At 56.0% G+C, this 14,744-nt stretch carries 15 protein-coding genes (1 of these 15 running past the window's edge); 6 read left to right on the forward strand and 9 right to left on the reverse strand.

Annotated features, from left to right (window positions below; translation table 11 throughout):
• Positions 1 to 45: 45 nt before the first annotated feature.
• The 3 genes from BSK43_RS11785 to BSK43_RS11795 all read right to left on the reverse strand — a co-directional run bounded on the left by BSK43_RS11785 (position 46) and on the right by BSK43_RS11795 (position 5,121).
• Entirely contained in the window at positions 46 to 1,899 is a 1,854-nt protein-coding gene (locus BSK43_RS11785) for a UvrD-helicase domain-containing protein (protein ID WP_077472163.1), read from the reverse strand.
• Positions 1,896 to 4,280: an AAA family ATPase gene (locus tag BSK43_RS11790; protein WP_077472162.1), complete on the reverse strand. Its 2,385-nt coding sequence runs from the start codon at positions 4,278 to 4,280 to the stop codon at positions 1,896 to 1,898. The genes BSK43_RS11785 and BSK43_RS11790 overlap by 4 nt, the downstream gene beginning before the upstream one ends.
• 250 nt (positions 4,281 to 4,530) lie before the next feature.
• The gene (locus BSK43_RS11795; protein ID WP_077472160.1) at positions 4,531 to 5,121 is read right to left on the reverse strand and encodes a recombinase family protein; all 591 of its coding nucleotides are present in this window, start codon (positions 5,119 to 5,121) and stop codon (positions 4,531 to 4,533) included.
• Positions 5,122 to 5,320: 199 nt separating this feature from the next.
• Between BSK43_RS11795 and BSK43_RS11800 the strand changes: the two genes are divergently transcribed.
• Positions 5,321 to 6,025 (forward strand): hypothetical protein, encoded by a 705-nt coding sequence (locus BSK43_RS11800; protein ID WP_136686855.1) that lies wholly within the window; start codon positions 5,321 to 5,323, stop codon positions 6,023 to 6,025.
• A 254-nt stretch (positions 6,026 to 6,279) separates the two neighbouring features.
• On the opposite strand, the gene BSK43_RS11805 is transcribed toward BSK43_RS11800, so the two are convergent.
• Entirely contained in the window at positions 6,280 to 6,843 is a 564-nt protein-coding gene (locus BSK43_RS11805) for a hypothetical protein (protein WP_077472158.1), read from the reverse strand.
• A gap of 344 nt (positions 6,844 to 7,187) precedes the next feature.
• On the opposite strand from BSK43_RS11805, the gene BSK43_RS11810 reads away from it, so the two are divergent.
• From BSK43_RS11810 to BSK43_RS11830, 5 genes are all read left to right on the forward strand, one after another.
• Positions 7,188 to 7,502 carry a hypothetical protein gene (locus BSK43_RS11810; protein WP_077472157.1) on the forward strand — a complete coding sequence of 105 codons (315 nt, stop codon included), beginning with the start codon at positions 7,188 to 7,190 and terminating at the stop codon, positions 7,500 to 7,502.
• A gap of 57 nt (positions 7,503 to 7,559) precedes the next feature.
• Entirely contained in the window at positions 7,560 to 7,949 is a 390-nt protein-coding gene (locus tag BSK43_RS11815; protein WP_077472156.1) for a hypothetical protein, read from the forward strand.
• Between the two features lie 470 nt (positions 7,950 to 8,419).
• The gene (locus tag BSK43_RS11820; protein ID WP_077472155.1) at positions 8,420 to 9,937 is read left to right on the forward strand and encodes a type IV secretory system conjugative DNA transfer family protein; all 1,518 of its coding nucleotides are present in this window, start codon (positions 8,420 to 8,422) and stop codon (positions 9,935 to 9,937) included.
• A gap of 2 nt (positions 9,938 to 9,939) precedes the next feature.
• Positions 9,940 to 11,205, forward strand: coding sequence for a MobQ family relaxase (mobQ, locus tag BSK43_RS11825; protein ID WP_169055383.1), 1,266 nt, complete (start codon positions 9,940 to 9,942; stop codon positions 11,203 to 11,205).
• 223 nt (positions 11,206 to 11,428) lie between these two features.
• Positions 11,429 to 11,746: a hypothetical protein gene (locus BSK43_RS11830; RefSeq protein ID WP_077472153.1), complete on the forward strand. Its 318-nt coding sequence runs from the start codon at positions 11,429 to 11,431 to the stop codon at positions 11,744 to 11,746.
• A gap of 76 nt (positions 11,747 to 11,822) precedes the next feature.
• On the opposite strand, the gene BSK43_RS11835 is transcribed toward BSK43_RS11830, so the two are convergent.
• The 5 genes from BSK43_RS11835 to BSK43_RS11855 all read right to left on the reverse strand — a co-directional run.
• Complete coding sequence (locus BSK43_RS11835; protein ID WP_077472152.1) at positions 11,823 to 12,467, reverse strand: DNA methyltransferase; 645 nt, start codon at positions 12,465 to 12,467, stop codon at positions 11,823 to 11,825.
• Positions 12,467 to 12,664 carry a hypothetical protein gene (locus tag BSK43_RS11840; protein WP_077472151.1) on the reverse strand — a complete coding sequence of 66 codons (198 nt, stop codon included), beginning with the start codon at positions 12,662 to 12,664 and terminating at the stop codon, positions 12,467 to 12,469. The genes BSK43_RS11835 and BSK43_RS11840 overlap by 1 nt, the downstream gene beginning before the upstream one ends.
• Before the next feature lie 455 nt (positions 12,665 to 13,119).
• Positions 13,120 to 13,440 (reverse strand): type II toxin-antitoxin system RelE/ParE family toxin, encoded by a 321-nt coding sequence (locus BSK43_RS11845; protein WP_077472150.1) that lies wholly within the window; start codon positions 13,438 to 13,440, stop codon positions 13,120 to 13,122.
• 3 nt (positions 13,441 to 13,443) lie between these two features.
• On the reverse strand, positions 13,444 to 13,710 hold the full coding sequence (locus BSK43_RS11850) for a type II toxin-antitoxin system ParD family antitoxin (RefSeq protein ID WP_077472149.1): 267 nt from the start codon (positions 13,708 to 13,710) through the stop codon (positions 13,444 to 13,446).
• Between the two features lie 207 nt (positions 13,711 to 13,917).
• Positions 13,918 to 14,744 carry the 3' portion of a site-specific integrase gene (locus BSK43_RS11855; protein ID WP_077472148.1) on the reverse strand. Its footprint extends 433 nt past the window's final position, so the window shows 827 of its 1,260 coding nt (coding positions 434-1,260); the start codon falls outside the window, past its right edge — the gene reads right to left on this strand; it ends in the stop codon at positions 13,918 to 13,920.

Consider the following 14,744-nt stretch of genomic DNA (forward strand, 5'->3'; position numbering starts at 1 on the left):
ATCGCATGCGGTGATATTGGAAGCCAAGTCTGTAGAGCAATTCCGTCACATCGCATTCGATTCCACTACAATAACTTCTTTGTCCTCAAACCAACCTCGGTTGATCAAGGTGTCTCTCACCGCCAGTGGTGTTTTGGAGTAAGCGATCAGACAAAGTGATCGTTCAGCACGACTGCATGTGACGTAGAACAACCGTCGCGTTGCAGCCGTAATTCCATCCTCGGCCGCACCAGCAGCGAAAAGCTTATCATATTTGAAAGCAAATCCGGCTGCTTCGGCATCATCCATAATCACCATGACCCGAGGAAACTCTAGACCCTTTACGCCTTGATGAGTATCGAATTGAGCCAGCCCGGCCGCATATTTCTGATATGGCCATATTTCCTTGAATTCAGCATTTAGGAAGGCCGAAATGGCGATATCTCTTTCTGATCGGTCATCATCTGACCCAGCTGTAGGATCGCTTATTCCCGCACTTGCAAGGGCGGGTCTTAATATATCGGGCACTGAAAACAGTCGCGTTTCGTCAATAATTTTCAGCACATCAAGAAAAGTTGGCGACGCGCCACTCGCAAACAGGCCAAATAGTGAATCAACCGCTTTTTGAACCTTCTGCAGATGCTTTTTTTCGTCCTCAACGCTTCGTAAGAAATCTGGCGACATGAGTGGCGAAAGCCTGCTGACGATTCTCATTACAGCAAACTTGTCGTCCTTTACGTCTACCAGCGACGCAACATGGGAAGCGAAAAAGTTCAATATCGGCAAATTTCCATCACGTAGCCCCGTCTTGAATGGTTCGAAACCGTATAAAGGCTCGTACAAAGCAAAAAAGCCAAGGCGTCGCGCTGCCATCTTATGCTCAAGGATAAGGCTTTTGATGTTCTCCGGATCACTCCACAGGCGGTCTTCCACGGTATGAGCCATTAAATCCGCAATCTTTTTTTCCGCAGCGGGCTTGTCCGGTGTATTGGCGTCCAGCAGAAACACTCTAACAAAGCCCTCCTGTGCATTGCTGCAGGCAACTTGCTTCTGCTTATCCGTCGCTTCACGAATTTTGTTGAGCAAAGTCACTACGCGTCGGGGGCATCGGAAATTCAATTTTTTGACAGGTTTTGCCCAGTCGCTGGGCAAGTTAGATCCGAGATCAGCAACACCATCAGCGTAAATACGTTGCATCATGTCCCCGAACAGCCCGATAGCCATAGCTTGCTTATGGGCAGCTTGAAGCGCAAACATAGCGTCAACGATATGCTTATTGGTATCCTGGCTCTCATCAATTAGGATGAACGGGAAGCCATCGCGCAGCACCTTCTGCAAAATCGCCTTATCCCGCACAAAGGCGCCAGTCATTTTAACGACTTCTGCATGGGCTAGGGAGCCTTTCCCTCGATTCTCACCGTCTGGGTTATACACAAACGTACTTACCTCATCGAGTTGACTCAGCCTTCTCGTTTTCGATTCGATGTCGGCAAGGCGCTCCGCCGACGCTTTGGTGCCCTTCCTCCCCTTGGATTCGTCGGCTTGTAGTTTGGCAATTTCATCCTTGAGATTTGATCGCAACCACTCTCGGATGTCATGGTTGAATCCTTGGATTATGGACCAGGCGAAGGCATGAATCGTCATAACCGAGAACAAGGGATCGAATTGCAAGCGGCTGATAATCTCGTCTCGAGCCTTTTTTGTATACGTAACGACTGCAACTCGGCGGTTATGAAGCCTCAGTTCTTCCCCGAAGTTTTTACGAATATGCTCCAGCGCTTTTACAAGGGATCGCGTCTTACCTGACCCGGCGCCCGCAAACAGAAAGAAGCTTTTCGGGTCTTTCAGGTTAAGGCATGCGGCAATCTCGTCATCGACATGCTCGTCCATACGATCAACGTCGGTGATTACTTCGGTCATTTTGCAGGCACCTTTTTAGGAGCCAGTTCGTTCTCAACGACTTTCAGCTGACCGATAAACCAGCGTAGACCCGAGGCTATATATTCAGGTACTTGCAGCTTGTCGATGTCATCGCCATACAGCAGTTCAAGCGCGAATTCCGCCTTATTCCCGCCGTTCCGAATAGCGCTACGCACTTTGTCTATGAGGTCCGCAACATTAGTCGCATCACTGATACTTCGCTGAAATTTTCCGGCGAGGCCATTCGCTTGGCGATTGGCAAAAAACTCCATGTTCCGGTAAAACAAAGCGTCTTCAAAGGTATACGCTAATGCCTCGCATTTCGCAGCTTTAAACTCTATCTGCGCTGGTGTTTGATAGGCAATTCTCACCGCAAAACCGGAACTATACCTTAAGGCCTTTTGCTCGTCCTTCAGGTCTAGCAACTCGTCAATGCCGGTCAATTTAGGTACCCAACTCCGCAGGGTTTCGTTCCGTGTCTCTTGGCTCGTGTTTCGCGCCACCCCGACTGCATTGCCGTCTTTATCTTTTGCATCGAGATCAGAGACAATTAATGTCGGCAAACCGAGATGCTCAATAAGGCCACGTAGACGGTGGGCATGCGCGCCACCGATCTCTAACCAAGAAATATAACAGCGCTTGAGGTACTCAAATTCGCCACGGGCTTCGATAAAGTGTGGAACAAGAATCCTCTCCGCCGAACCCTCAATCAGAATTGCGCCATCAGCAAAGAACAGGTCACAATGCGTTGCCTTAAGATAACGCGTTACGAATTTTCCGGTCTTATCACCTTCGCCAAAAACCGATTTTAGGTTCACTACCGTAGCTGTTGGCACCGTCTGTTGGACAGAAGCTGGAAGTCTTCGGAAATAGCGGAGGGAATCAAAGTCACTGGAATGTGCGATATGGCTAGAATGAGTGCTGACAATCAGCTGGGTCGTAAGTTTTTCATTGTCTTTCAACGATTTATGATTTCTCAACACATCGTAAGCGTGCGTCATGAACACTTGCTGGACCTGCGCATGAAGGTGAGCTTCTGGCTCCTCAACTAAGACGAGATGTAACGGCGGCGGAAAAGACGAAGGTGAGTTTTGAGTTAATCCGGCCTTTCCGACTTTCATCCAGCCATCACGAAAACTCATCAAGGCAAAAACCATGGAAACCAGGTTTTGAAAGCCTAAACCATTCGAGTCCTCCGGAAGCGGTGGCGGGGCGTCGGCGCTGCCCGTGGGCACATGGTATTGAACTGCGGAGGCGTGATCGAGGCCATCCTGCATTCGGAAACTAGTGGCAATCGTGATTTTTGGATCGCCAAAGCCTGCCCCCGGGTAACCCACCCCTTCCAATTCTTCCAAGGCGTTTGAAAAGCACTCCGTGAGACGTTCATCAAAAGTCTTGCGCGCAACACTCAATGCTTGAAGAGCTTTCAAATCATCGACATCCGGCGACTCCATCGGGTCGAGGTGCTTGTCATAATAACTGCGCATTTGACCGGATAGTTTTCGACCGCCGCGATGTTCAACGGCATCGGCGACACCATCTGCACCTACCCTGGCAGCAACTTGCTGGCCGAGACCTCGCTGAGCGTTGATCTCATTGACCTTTATGAGGCCTTCAAGCGGATTGCCATCGAGCGGAACCGCCGAAGCAGGAAGAGCTTGCGGAAGAGCCTTTCCGTCGACCGGGCTGGCGAGCTTTGACGGATCCAACAGATATGCTTTTAATCTAAAAAACCGCTGAAGACGCCGCTCCAGAAAATCCATAAGGTTGCTGGGCCATAAGGTAAGGCTCAGCTGGTTGCCATCGGCCTCAGCAGCCGACTTAAGCGTAGCGGCATTTCGGGCGCGAATAGTGCAGTATTCAGTTTTCAGCAGGTCAAGATCGCTTGGCTCAAATCGAAGGCGAACACCAAGAAGCCCTTTTTCCCAGTCTAAGGTTGGTATCAAGGGTTTAATGTAGTGCATCTCTCCGTCTTTGACATCCAGCCAAATATCAATTTGAGGAAGTAATGCGAAAAGGTCGGAGGTCGGCTTTTGTTCGCACGGTTGGGCAAGTAGCTCAGCTTCATCGCCTTTTAGAATTGGCTCTGATTGTTGAGTCGCTGTAAATTCCTCTTCCCGTTGTGCGCCTGTGTTCCACAGGCCAGCAGCCTGTTCTGCCTCCCAGACTTCACCGATACTGTTCAGTTTGCCCCAATTTGACAAAGTAAAGTCAGTTACTGTGAATTCACGTGGCTCTACAAGGAACCGACGGAGCGCCGTCATTGCCGATGTTTTGCCGCTGTTATTGGCACCTACGAATACCGTTTTCTTCTGAGATAGGTCTGTGCGAACCGCTATGAGTTTGCGGAAATTGGCAATCTCGATCTGGCTGATTAACATGACTCCTCCCTTAAACCTTGAATTTAAAGTCGCCTCGTTTGGAAATCAACTAGTAGTGGATACATACTATACTTTGCGAGAAGCACGGCGAAACAAAAGTGCTGAAGAGAGGAGCAAGCGCCAGCAAACCCCGGGAACGGAAGCTGCATGATATATGATAGTTTCGCGCCCAGCCGTTGAAGATTGGTAATCCGCTTGTCGATCTCGTCAAGCGCTGCTGTTTGCAAGCTGTTCTCTAAAACCGAAAAGCTCAACATAGATGCTGTTGCGGAGCGTTGCTCTCAGGGTTTGATACAATCTTAACACGGAAGATGGTGCTTTCACTGACACCGAATGCCCGCGCAATCCGTGAATACGGCTCACCACGGGCTTTCCTCGCAATAACCTGTGCCCTCTGATACGGCGTGAGCTTCGGCTTGCGCCCGAACTTAACGCCTTTTGCCTTGGCCAGTTCACGACCAACGGCGGTATTCGCTAAAATCCGCAGCCGCTGGAACCGGGCCCCTGACGCCTGCAGATACGCCGCCGTATCGCAGAAATCGTTGATCGTATCGATGAACGGCTCATCGAGGAGACGAAGGCGCGCACCGACGCTGGTCACCTCGCGCATCACCAGCACCATATCGAGCGGATCCCTAGCCACGCGATCCGTGACTGTGGCGAGAAGCGTATCGCCGGGTTCCAAGCTGGCTAGAAGCCGTAGCAGTTCCGGTCGCCCTTGCGTGTCCTTCCCGCTCTTCTTCTCATGGATAATGCGCTCGCAACCGGCCTTCTGAAGCCGGTCGAGCTGATACGCCAGATCCTGCTTTTTCGTGGAAACACGCGCATATCCATAGATCATGACGGTATTCTGCCAAGTAATGGGACCGGATTGACGGGCAGATGCATGCCTTCGGAGCCTTGTATTCATTCATATTAACACCTGATTGCAGGCCGTCATAAATCACGACTTTTGCAAGTGGGCCGGATTCACATTCTGTTACAGGTTTTATAGTTCAGCAATTCTTTAAATACTTGATTCTGTTCTATCGGCGTTTGCCGTGGTGGCAGCCGAGAGGCGACCGTCAAAAGTCGTGATTTTTGCTACCCAGAAAGTGCCGGGGGCATTGGCCCTGACGGCGGATTCCGCCAATCAGCCGGACGCGGAATCCCATCTGCCTTTTGGGGGTTCCATGCCGAACACATTCAAACTGTCGACGTTTGTCGCTCTCGCCGCCATGCTGGTGGCGCCCTTCCTGCTCATGCCCCTTTCGGACATGCTGCGGCTCAACCTGAACCACTTCGGTCTCGCGCTGTTCTCAACGCCGGTCTTGGGCTTCTTTGCCTATCGTTCGTTCCGGCGCGGGCACAGCACGCCCGATACCGCTCCGACCCCGACAATCAAGTCTTGGCACGCTCAGGCTTTGGTCTATGGGCTGGCCATCGTCATTGTTGTCGCCCTCGGTTACACCGTGCGCACAGGTCGTCTGTTCGTGCCGGGCTTTTCCTTTCCGGCGATTGAAGGCGCCTATCAGGCCAACGACGGCAAGACCACCATCGAATTCATGAATGGTGGGGTCATGGTTGTGACAATCGGAAACGCCGCTGCGGAAGCCGGACGTTGGTCACGGCTGGATGCCGCGCGGATCAAGCTGGAACCAGGCGCGATTGGCCTGTTGGCACAGGTCTGCGGCTACCGGTTCACCAACTATTCCACTTTGCTGCTGGAAGGCTGCGACTACCGCACCCAACTTAGCCGCCTGTAGCGGGCAGCAGTGGCTGCAACTGGGTTCGTGAAGCGAACCCGCCAGAGCAGCACCGGACAGTTCGTCTTCACCATCAACCTGCCGCCGGTCACGGGTATACTATACCAAGGTCACCAAAGACGTATGCACCTATGATGCCACCAAACGTGAAGAATCCTGCCAAACAAAAAGCCTCGACGGTCCGCAGAGCTGCCCGCACCCTTTATCCGCACGACAACCCCATCGACGTAGCGGATCCAATAAAACAGTCAAAATTACTTATTCCGCGACCGCGAAGCCATCTGGGTCATCTTTTGCCTATACGTCTCAACAGCGCGTTCCGCTTCGTCTTCACTCTGATTCGTCAGGGCGGCAATGATCCGGATGAGGTTCGCCCTTTGGTCCTTGTGCACTTCCCTGAAAAACGTCTCCTCACCTCGTTCCGCGAGGATGCTGTCCCCCATATACTGCGTTAAATGAAGATACAATGCCAAGTATTCCACGGACTCCAATGCGGCATCAACAAACGATTGCTTCGCGATTTTGGTGTCACCCATCGTTTCAACAAGCAAATTGATCATCTCTTCGGAAGTTACGATTGCTTTCTTATCAAGCACAAACGTGAAGGCTGGTGTATCTTTTCGCGATTCTAAGAAAACCTGCAAAGCATATGCATAGGCGGTATTCTCCTGCAGACCCATTGCATCGATAAATTCCTGGAATTTATCTGCGATTCTTTTCGGAATAGTTGTTGAAACTCTCACGTATTCCTCGACTCTCGGCCTACCACCGCCGTGCTTCTTAGATCCCTTCTTGCGCTCTGACTTTCCTTCAGCCATCCAATCATTCCTCTTTAGCAAATGAAAAAATTCCTAAATCCCTTGCATTTTTGATTCCCGGCCCCACACTGAGGACATCCCAATCTTCATCATTTCACTTCACGCCGCTAGATCCGTCTCCGATCTGTCTGCGGCGTGCGAGATCGCGTGCGTGGCTGCGCATCGGTCTCCGGTGAATCCTCCCCTGGCAGGGAGGATTCATTGTTTTGACTGTTGTCAATTTTAATACAATTGCTCCGCAAAATTACTCAAAATGCTTTTCCCACGCCGTCCTGCTTTCCTGAAGCTCGGCCTGACCGAATGCCAGTTCGCCAGGTCGATCCCTCTCAACGGAGACACGACAAATGAACAATACCGACCTTCAACGCATCCGCGCACTACTGCCGTGGAAACTGCCCCAAACGGCAGTCACCGCCGTATCCAAGACGATCTGGGTTTCCGACGCCGAAGTGCACCAGATCTTCGGCCGCACCCGCTGCTACTACACTCTTAAAAGCGGCGTCCGCCGCATCGAAGCGGATGGCATTTTCGTCCGCTATGAGCGTAGCAAGCACGGGCCGCTCGGCTACGTCTACTATAATCCCCTGAACGGCGAGAACTGGCTGTGGGTCATTGGCCGCCGGTCGGGCAAGCCCTTCGCGCTCGCCCGCGTCAACTGAGCCGCAGAGGCGGAGCGTCCAGCTCCGCCTCCCCTCACCCGATCAGGAGATTTCAACATGGCTATTCGCATTTCCGGCGCAGGCAGCGCCCCTCGCACCGTCACGGTCACCGCAATCATTCGCCAGCCGACATCAAGACCTAAACCACAATCAACCGTCGTCCGCGAACCGGAGATTCTGCCACCCACGCCCAAGGCCGTGCTCAGCCCGGCACCAGTGAATCCGACCCCACTGTCACCGCAAACGGTTTACCGCATCATCACACGGGCGGTTAAAAACCATAATCTGCCTGATCTATGGATTTATCCCGAGGTGATCCGCTGGACCATGCTACCGGATGGAACAACGGTGGGGATCATCGAACACAAGCAGACAGGTGTTCGGTATCGTTTCACGGTGTGCCCGAAAACGTTCAAGCCCAAGAACCTGGGCCCGATCGACGGCTGATCCCATCGTGATCTTGCTCACCCTCATCCTCAAACTGATGGGGCAAGTGCTGATCATCTACCTCAAAATGGCTTGGGTGATTATCAGGCTTCTCGTCCGCGTCGCAGGCCATATCCTTGTTGGCCTGCTCCGCTGCCTCATCAAGTTCCCTGTTCGACGCGCCGCAGGCCGTCGAACACCGCCCGTAGGGCGCCGGAACGTTCCCCGTCCCGACGCCCTCCGAAAGGCATCGCGCGCAGCATCCGTCACCCGCAGGGTCGGAGCAAAGCGGAGAAATGCTCGCATTTGACGGATGCGAGCACGGTGCCATGCGCCTCTGGTGATGCCGGGCCTCCCGGCATCGCCACCCGACATACGACATAACACCCTTCTTCATAACGCGGCCAACATCATTGCGAAATTCCGGTTCGTGCCGCTTCGGCAGGCATGCCGGTTTGCGCCTGATCCATGCCGCATGACAGGTGAAAACCATGGATTTGATCAAACTGCTCTTCAAATCTGCCTACTGGATTTTGACGCTTCTGCTGAGAGCCTGCTGGTGGATGCTGCGGTTCCTCTTCCGGGTGAGCCGCAAACGCCGCCGCAAGGGCGGCTCCCATGGCTCTTCCCGATGGGCCACCCGCTGGGAACAATTGCGCCGGGGCGCCATCACCGGCGAAGGGGTCATCCTCGGACGCGGTGCTTTCCGCCGCTTCCTGCGCTTTTCCTCGGACGGCATGGTGATGGTGTTCGCCTCCATGGGTTCCGGCAAGGGTCTCGGCGTGGTCATTCCCTCGCTCCTAACCTATCGCGGATCGATGGTCGTCACCGATCCCAAGGGCGAGAACTATGACATCACAAGCCGCCGCCGATCGGCCTTCGGCGCAGTGCGGATGCTGAATCCGACGAATCTCGAACACTCCGACCGGTACAATCCGATCGACATTGTTCGCGTTGGTACACCCAACGAAGCCGACGACGCGGCAGCCCTCGCCTCTCTGATGATCAAGCCGGACGCCCGCGAGGCGCATTGGGACGACAAGGCCGCCTCGATGCTGAAGGCCCTGATCCTGCACACATTGCAAGAGCCTCCCGAGAGCCGCACGCTGGCCGCCGTGCGCCGCCTGTCGGTCGGCACTCCGGAAGTCTTCCTGGCGACACTCGAAACCATCGCCCATGAATCCCCATCCCTCGCCGCCCGGGAGATTGCCGCGGGGTTCCTGACCAGCGCGCTCGAACCCAACGGCAGCTTTTCCGGGGAATTCAAATCCATCCTGTCGAACGTCCAGAAGGCAACCGAGCCATGGTCGGCAGGGTCTCCCGCCGGTGTCCTCTCCTCGTCGTCCACGTTCGACCTGTCCGAACTGACGACAGGAACTTCCACCCTCTTTCTCTGTGTCGATGAAGACGTTCTGACCGTTTACGAACGCTGGCTGAGGGTCATGGTCGGCTGCGCGCTGAAAACGCTCACGCGGGCCAAGACGGCGCCGCCAAAGCGCAAGGTCGTTCTCCTTCTTGATGAGGTCGCGGTTCTCGGTCGCCTCGATCCGCTCGAACGCCAGTCCGGCCTCCTCCGTGCCTACTGTACACCGGTTCTGATCTGGCAGAACCTGCCGCAGATTCACGAAGTCTATGGCCGGGGCGCGGAAGCCTTTCTGGCAAACGCGTCGGCGCGCGTCTTCTTCGGCGTCAACGACAATCACACCGCCACCTACGTCGCCAACATGCTCGGCAACATGACGACGCTTTCCAGTTCGTCGGGGGTCAGCCACTCGGGCGAACCATGGGACAGCGGTAACCGTCAGAAGGGCCAGTCCGAAAGCGGTTATTGGCTCCTCGATCCCGCCGAGGTGCAGCGCCTCCCCCTCACCCGGACGGTCGTGAAGTTTCGCAACGTGCCTTATGCGATCCTCGGTCGGCGCCTTGACTATCGCAGGATATGTCGCTGGCGCGGAAAGTGGGACAAGTGGCGCGGAGCCTCTCCCAAGCGGCCACGTCTCGGGAGGTGAGCATGGCCATCTATCACTTTTCCGGACAGATCCTCGGACGCAAGCCGAAACGGAATCCCGATGGCTCTTACCGTCCGGGCTCCAACGCGGTGGCGGCGGCGGCTTACCGCGCCGGGGAACGGCTGACCGATCGAAACACCAGGGAGGTGCATGATTACAGCCGACGTGGCGGGGTCGCGCACGCGGAAATCCTGGCACCGCCCGGTAGCGCCCCATGGCTCACCGATCGCGAAACCCTCTGGAACACGGTGGAAGCCATGGAAGTTCGCAAGGACGCCCAGTTGGCCCGCGAGTTCAACATGGCCCTACCCCATGAGCTGAACGCGGATGATCGCCTTGAGCTGGTCAGGACCTTCCTTGAAACGCATTTTGTACGGCGCGGCATGGTGGCGGACTTCGCCCTGCACGATCCCGTACCGGAACATGGGCAGAGCGAGAAGAATTTCCACGCGCATGTCCTGCTGACCTTGCGGCGCGCAACAGCGAGCGGCCTTGATCCCGTCAAAACCCGCCAATGGAACAGCAAGGAATTGCTGAATCTCTGGCGAAGCGAATGGGCCATTGCCTGTAACCTCGCTCTCGAACGCGCCGGAAAGCGCATGCGGATCGATCACCGCACGCTGGAGGCCCAGCGCAAGGAGGCACTGGCGCGCCACGACATGGCGCGGGCGCTTGAGCTGAACCGCGCCCCGGAAATTCACGTCGGGCCGAAGGCACGCCAGATTGTCCGGAACGGGCGAAACCCCGTCAGTCAGATACGGGAGGTCAACGCGTATCGCCAGCGCACGCCCGCCGCACCGGAGGCCAAGGCCCAGCGACGGCGGCGTGACTATCCCTCCTATGACAAGGGCATGCGGCTATCCTGGCTGGAGCAGATCGTCGCCGGAAACAATGTCGAACTCAAACGCCAGCTCGTCGCCATCAATCGGCGGTTCGATCGTATGAACCGCAAACTCGACTACTGGCAGCGCCGCACCACGTTCAAAACCGAAGGCACGATCAAGGGACCGAAGTTCCGCTTCAATCGCTGGAAAGCTGCACAGGAGGACAAGCAGCGCCGAGATGAAGCCGCGCGCAAGGTAGCCCACGCGCGCAAGCGGCTGGAGCAGATTGCGCAATTGCTCAAGGAACTGGAACGCGCCGCCACGGGCGCTAACCGTCGCTACGAGCGCGGATTGATCCGGGCCAAAGAGGTCGAGCGCTGGGTACGGCGGATACGTCAGGGCGACCGCGCAGCTTCGCGGAGGCGTGAACGATGGCGCCCTTGACGCACCACCCCACGGCGCGCGCAAACGCGCCGTCCTTCTGCAAAATCATGCCCGCAAGGGCATTCCTTTCCGGCGGATTGCCACATCCCTGTGGCTGCCGGAGCACCTATGTCGCGAAGCGATGTATAAGTGCGCTATTCCCCTGCTATCTCTCCCGGCCTCCGTAGCTGCTGTGGTTTCGACACCTCACCGTGCTTCTCCCCTCAGTCGCTAGGATACTTAGATGTCACACTCGTCTTTCGCCGTCCGCCTCATCGGCAATCTCACCGCGCTCATGGGCGCAGTCCTCCTCGCTGCATGGAGTTTCGACTATGCCGCCGGATGGCTCGGCTATTCGTCCAATGCCTTCTGCACGCTGCTCCAGCCGGTGATCCTTCTCGCCTACGAGATCGGCGTCGTTATCACCTGCATCGGCGTCATCATGTGGGTCGTGTCGCTCGGGAAAAGTGAGAGCGGTCTGACGCTCACCCTTGGCGGTATCCTGCTCTTCGCGCTGCCGCTCGTGTTGCCGCGCTACCTCGGCGTGGCATGTCAAATGTAAGACAAGGATAGACCGCGCTGCGCGCGGTTTGCAGGGGAAACCCCTGCACCCCTCGTGCCTGACCGCAACCGCGCTTCTACAGAAGCGCGGTATGGACCCGCAGGCTCGCGGTCATATGGTGATGAGCCTCCAGCTCCATCCCAAGGAAGTCACGCCCACAGCGCCGTGCGGCCACCAAACTGCTGCCCGAACCGCAGAACGGATCGAGGATCAGATCGCCCGGTTCACTGAATGCCTTAATGAGAGATTCCAGCGGGCGCAACGGCTTCTGCGTGGGATGGAAGCGGTTACCGGTACTGTCCCAGCCAAGCACGTCATCGAGCAGCCGTGCGGGTATCGGTGTCGATCCTTTCGCCAGCAGATAGGCTTGCTCGTGCGTGTGACGCAGGAAGCGCTGAGAGGAAGCATACTCCTTCCGGAAGACGATGTGGCCAACAACCCGGAACCCGGCTTTGCGCCATGCGTCCATGAACAGGTCCACCTTGTTCCAGCCATAGAAGCTGAGGGCAAAACCGCCAGCCTTGAGGACGCGATGCATTTCCGCAAAGGCAGGCACAAGCCAATCGCCGTTGTCATCGTTGGCGACAGTACGCCCCAGGCGATCCTGATAGCGGACGAAGTAAGGCGGGTCGGTCAGGACAAAATCCACCGAGCCGCCCGGCAGGCGCTGCATCAGGGAGATGCAGTCGCCGTAGAGGATGGTGTTGCGGGCGGGGCGCATTAGGCGTCGTCCCGTTCGGTTTTCGGCTTACGGATGGTCAAGCGCCCGTTGAGCGGCAGGGCGGTGAGCGTGATGTTGATGCCTTCGCCGTCACTGTGCGTCCATCCCGCGCCTACCTTCGTCCAGTGAGCTTTGTCGCCCTCTCCTTCCACAACGTAGACTGCGTAATCGGGTTTGCTCTTTTGGGTCGGTTTCATGTTCGGTTCTCCCGTTGGTTATCCGGCTGCGCCTGTCGCGGCCGGTCGGGGGATTTTGGCGACCGCGTTTTCTGAGCCGAAGGCGGACGCAGGCAACGGCAACACGGGAGCGTAGCGAATGGAGCGGGCAGCCGATTGCCGGCGGCAGAAACCGGGCGCATACCCCGACCGTTCCGGCCGCGTGGCTCAGCCGGTAACGGAGAACGACAGGAAGGTGCCCATAGATGGCACCAGATATGCCTACGGCTGTGAAGAATGCTGGCGAGAACAGCTTGCCTGACCAAGGATGACCGCCGGGCACGAACACGATATGAAGCTGATCTCAAGGGAAGTAGCCGCCCTTGTCCGATGACGGCCACCTTCATCCTTCACAACCGGAGGGATAGGGATAGAGTATCTTTATTTCAGCGCGGCACGGTATTGTGACGGATAAACGTCGTCGTGATCCACGTCGCTCATAGCCGCTCTTCCAGAGCCTCGACCGTGATGTCCTGCCCGCCGTAAAAGACACCCAAAATCATAACGTGCGCCTCTTCGACCACAAAAGCGATGCTCACACTTCGCCGGTAGCCGATGATCCGAAGACCCGGTACAAGACCATCCCTGACCGTGCCTCGCTTGGGGAATGTCGCAAGCTCCATCAGGAACTGGCGAATACCGCTGACGTAATTCCAGGCCACAACAAGCCCGGCTTTGTCGTCACCGGCAAGGTCGCGATAGAGCTGCCGCAATTCCGCTTCAGCCCGCTCATGCAGGATAATCTTGTATGGTTTCATTCCCTACTTGGCTTTCGCCAGCTGGGCTTGATGTTCAGCCTCAAGCCGGGCAAAGGCATCATCGAGGGAAACACCCTTGGAAGGATCAGCCTTTAATTCCGCATAACGACCCGGAATTTCCTGATTGAGCCACCGCTCGCGCGCTTCTTCCTGATCTTCCAGCAAGCGTAAACCGGCGCGCACAACCTCGCTGGCATTGTTGTAGCGGCCCGATTGGAGCTGCTTCTTGATGAATTTCTCGTAGTGTTCGTTGAGTGCAAAACTCGCCATGGCAAATGACCTCCTGCTCAAATTATAGGTCATGGTGCCGGGATTAACAACTATTGTCAATTATTGATACTCTTCTTGGTTCTTAAATAAGAGGTCCGGCCACGCCGGGGTTCGGAGCGACCGGACAGGGATCCGTCCCTTTTTAAGGCCCGCCAAGCGGGCTGACAAATCGGCAAGCGATTTGTGACGACACCCGTTCGGGTGTCTTTACCGGACCGTGCGGCCTCGGCTTTCGTGGTAGGACGGCGGTCCCGCCGTCCTAGGCACCTTCCGTCCGCGATAACCACGCTTGGGCTTTCGGGAATTGATGAACGCGGTATCAAGCGAAGTCTTGATGTGAGCCGCGTAGAATTTTTCAATCATTTCGACGCTGGTGCGACAATTCTTGGCAATCGCATAAACATCAGCACCTTCCATAAGGCGAAGGCAGATATAGGTATGACGTAGGCTGTAGGCTGTTCGCGGCTTGCCATCCCGGTCCAGCTTGAGGTTCTGCGCTTCAAGAAGGTTGTTGAACATCTTGAGATAATTGCCGGGGAACAGCAGATCGGTTGGTTGCGGAGCCTTCACGACAATCTCTCCGTCCTCTTTGTCCTTCCCACGAACCGGCTTCAGACGATCGCGCAGGCGCTCGTAGGGCTTTACTGCGCCGGGCATGGACTTGCACCAGCCAATCCCTCGCTTGCCGCGCACCTCGATTTCGAGAATGCGTTCGCGGCTGTCGGGATCTTCAACAATGGTCACGTCGCGGTGCTGGAGCTGCTTGGCCTCATCCGGGCGCAGGCCCGTATTGCCCATGAACAGGACGAAATCATGCAACTGCTCGGCTTCCCAACGGAAGTGCGGGTTCTTCGGCTCCTTGGCATTCTGGCGCGTGGCCTCGTAGAGCTGCTTGTATTCGACCGGGCTGAACCATGGCCGGTGCATGATCTTCCCCTGGGTCTTATAGGGCGGCGACAGATCGGCAAGATGGTCGAGCCACTTGTGACGGATGGCGGTTTTAAGGACTTGGCGCAATGTACCGACCTCATCAT

Source organism: Rhizobium sp. P44RR-XXIV, from assembly GCF_001999485.2.
In the GTDB taxonomy this organism is placed as follows: Bacteria; Pseudomonadota; Alphaproteobacteria; order Rhizobiales; family Rhizobiaceae; genus Rhizobium.

Coding starts and splice junctions, on each gene's coding strand:
- BSK43_RS11785 (WP_077472163.1), bottom strand. CDS start 1,899: ATGACCGAAGTAATCACCGACGTTGATCGTATGGACGAGCATGTCGAT.
- BSK43_RS11790 (WP_077472162.1), bottom strand. CDS start 4,280: ATGTTAATCAGCCAGATCGAGATTGCCAATTTCCGCAAACTCATAGCG.
- BSK43_RS11795 (WP_077472160.1), bottom strand. CDS start 5,121: ATGATCTATGGATATGCGCGTGTTTCCACGAAAAAGCAGGATCTGGCG.
- BSK43_RS11805 (WP_077472158.1), bottom strand. CDS start 6,843: ATGGCTGAAGGAAAGTCAGAGCGCAAGAAGGGATCTAAGAAGCACGGC.
- BSK43_RS11810 (WP_077472157.1), top strand. CDS start 7,188: ATGAACAATACCGACCTTCAACGCATCCGCGCACTACTGCCGTGGAAA.
- BSK43_RS11815 (WP_077472156.1), top strand. CDS start 7,560: ATGGCTATTCGCATTTCCGGCGCAGGCAGCGCCCCTCGCACCGTCACG.
- BSK43_RS11820 (WP_077472155.1), top strand. CDS start 8,420: ATGGATTTGATCAAACTGCTCTTCAAATCTGCCTACTGGATTTTGACG.
- mobQ (WP_169055383.1), top strand. CDS start 9,940: ATGGCCATCTATCACTTTTCCGGACAGATCCTCGGACGCAAGCCGAAA.
- BSK43_RS11830 (WP_077472153.1), top strand. CDS start 11,429: ATGTCACACTCGTCTTTCGCCGTCCGCCTCATCGGCAATCTCACCGCG.
- BSK43_RS11835 (WP_077472152.1), bottom strand. CDS start 12,467: ATGCGCCCCGCCCGCAACACCATCCTCTACGGCGACTGCATCTCCCTG.
- BSK43_RS11840 (WP_077472151.1), bottom strand. CDS start 12,664: ATGAAACCGACCCAAAAGAGCAAACCCGATTACGCAGTCTACGTTGTG.
- BSK43_RS11845 (WP_077472150.1), bottom strand. CDS start 13,440: ATGAAACCATACAAGATTATCCTGCATGAGCGGGCTGAAGCGGAATTG.
- BSK43_RS11850 (WP_077472149.1), bottom strand. CDS start 13,710: ATGGCGAGTTTTGCACTCAACGAACACTACGAGAAATTCATCAAGAAG.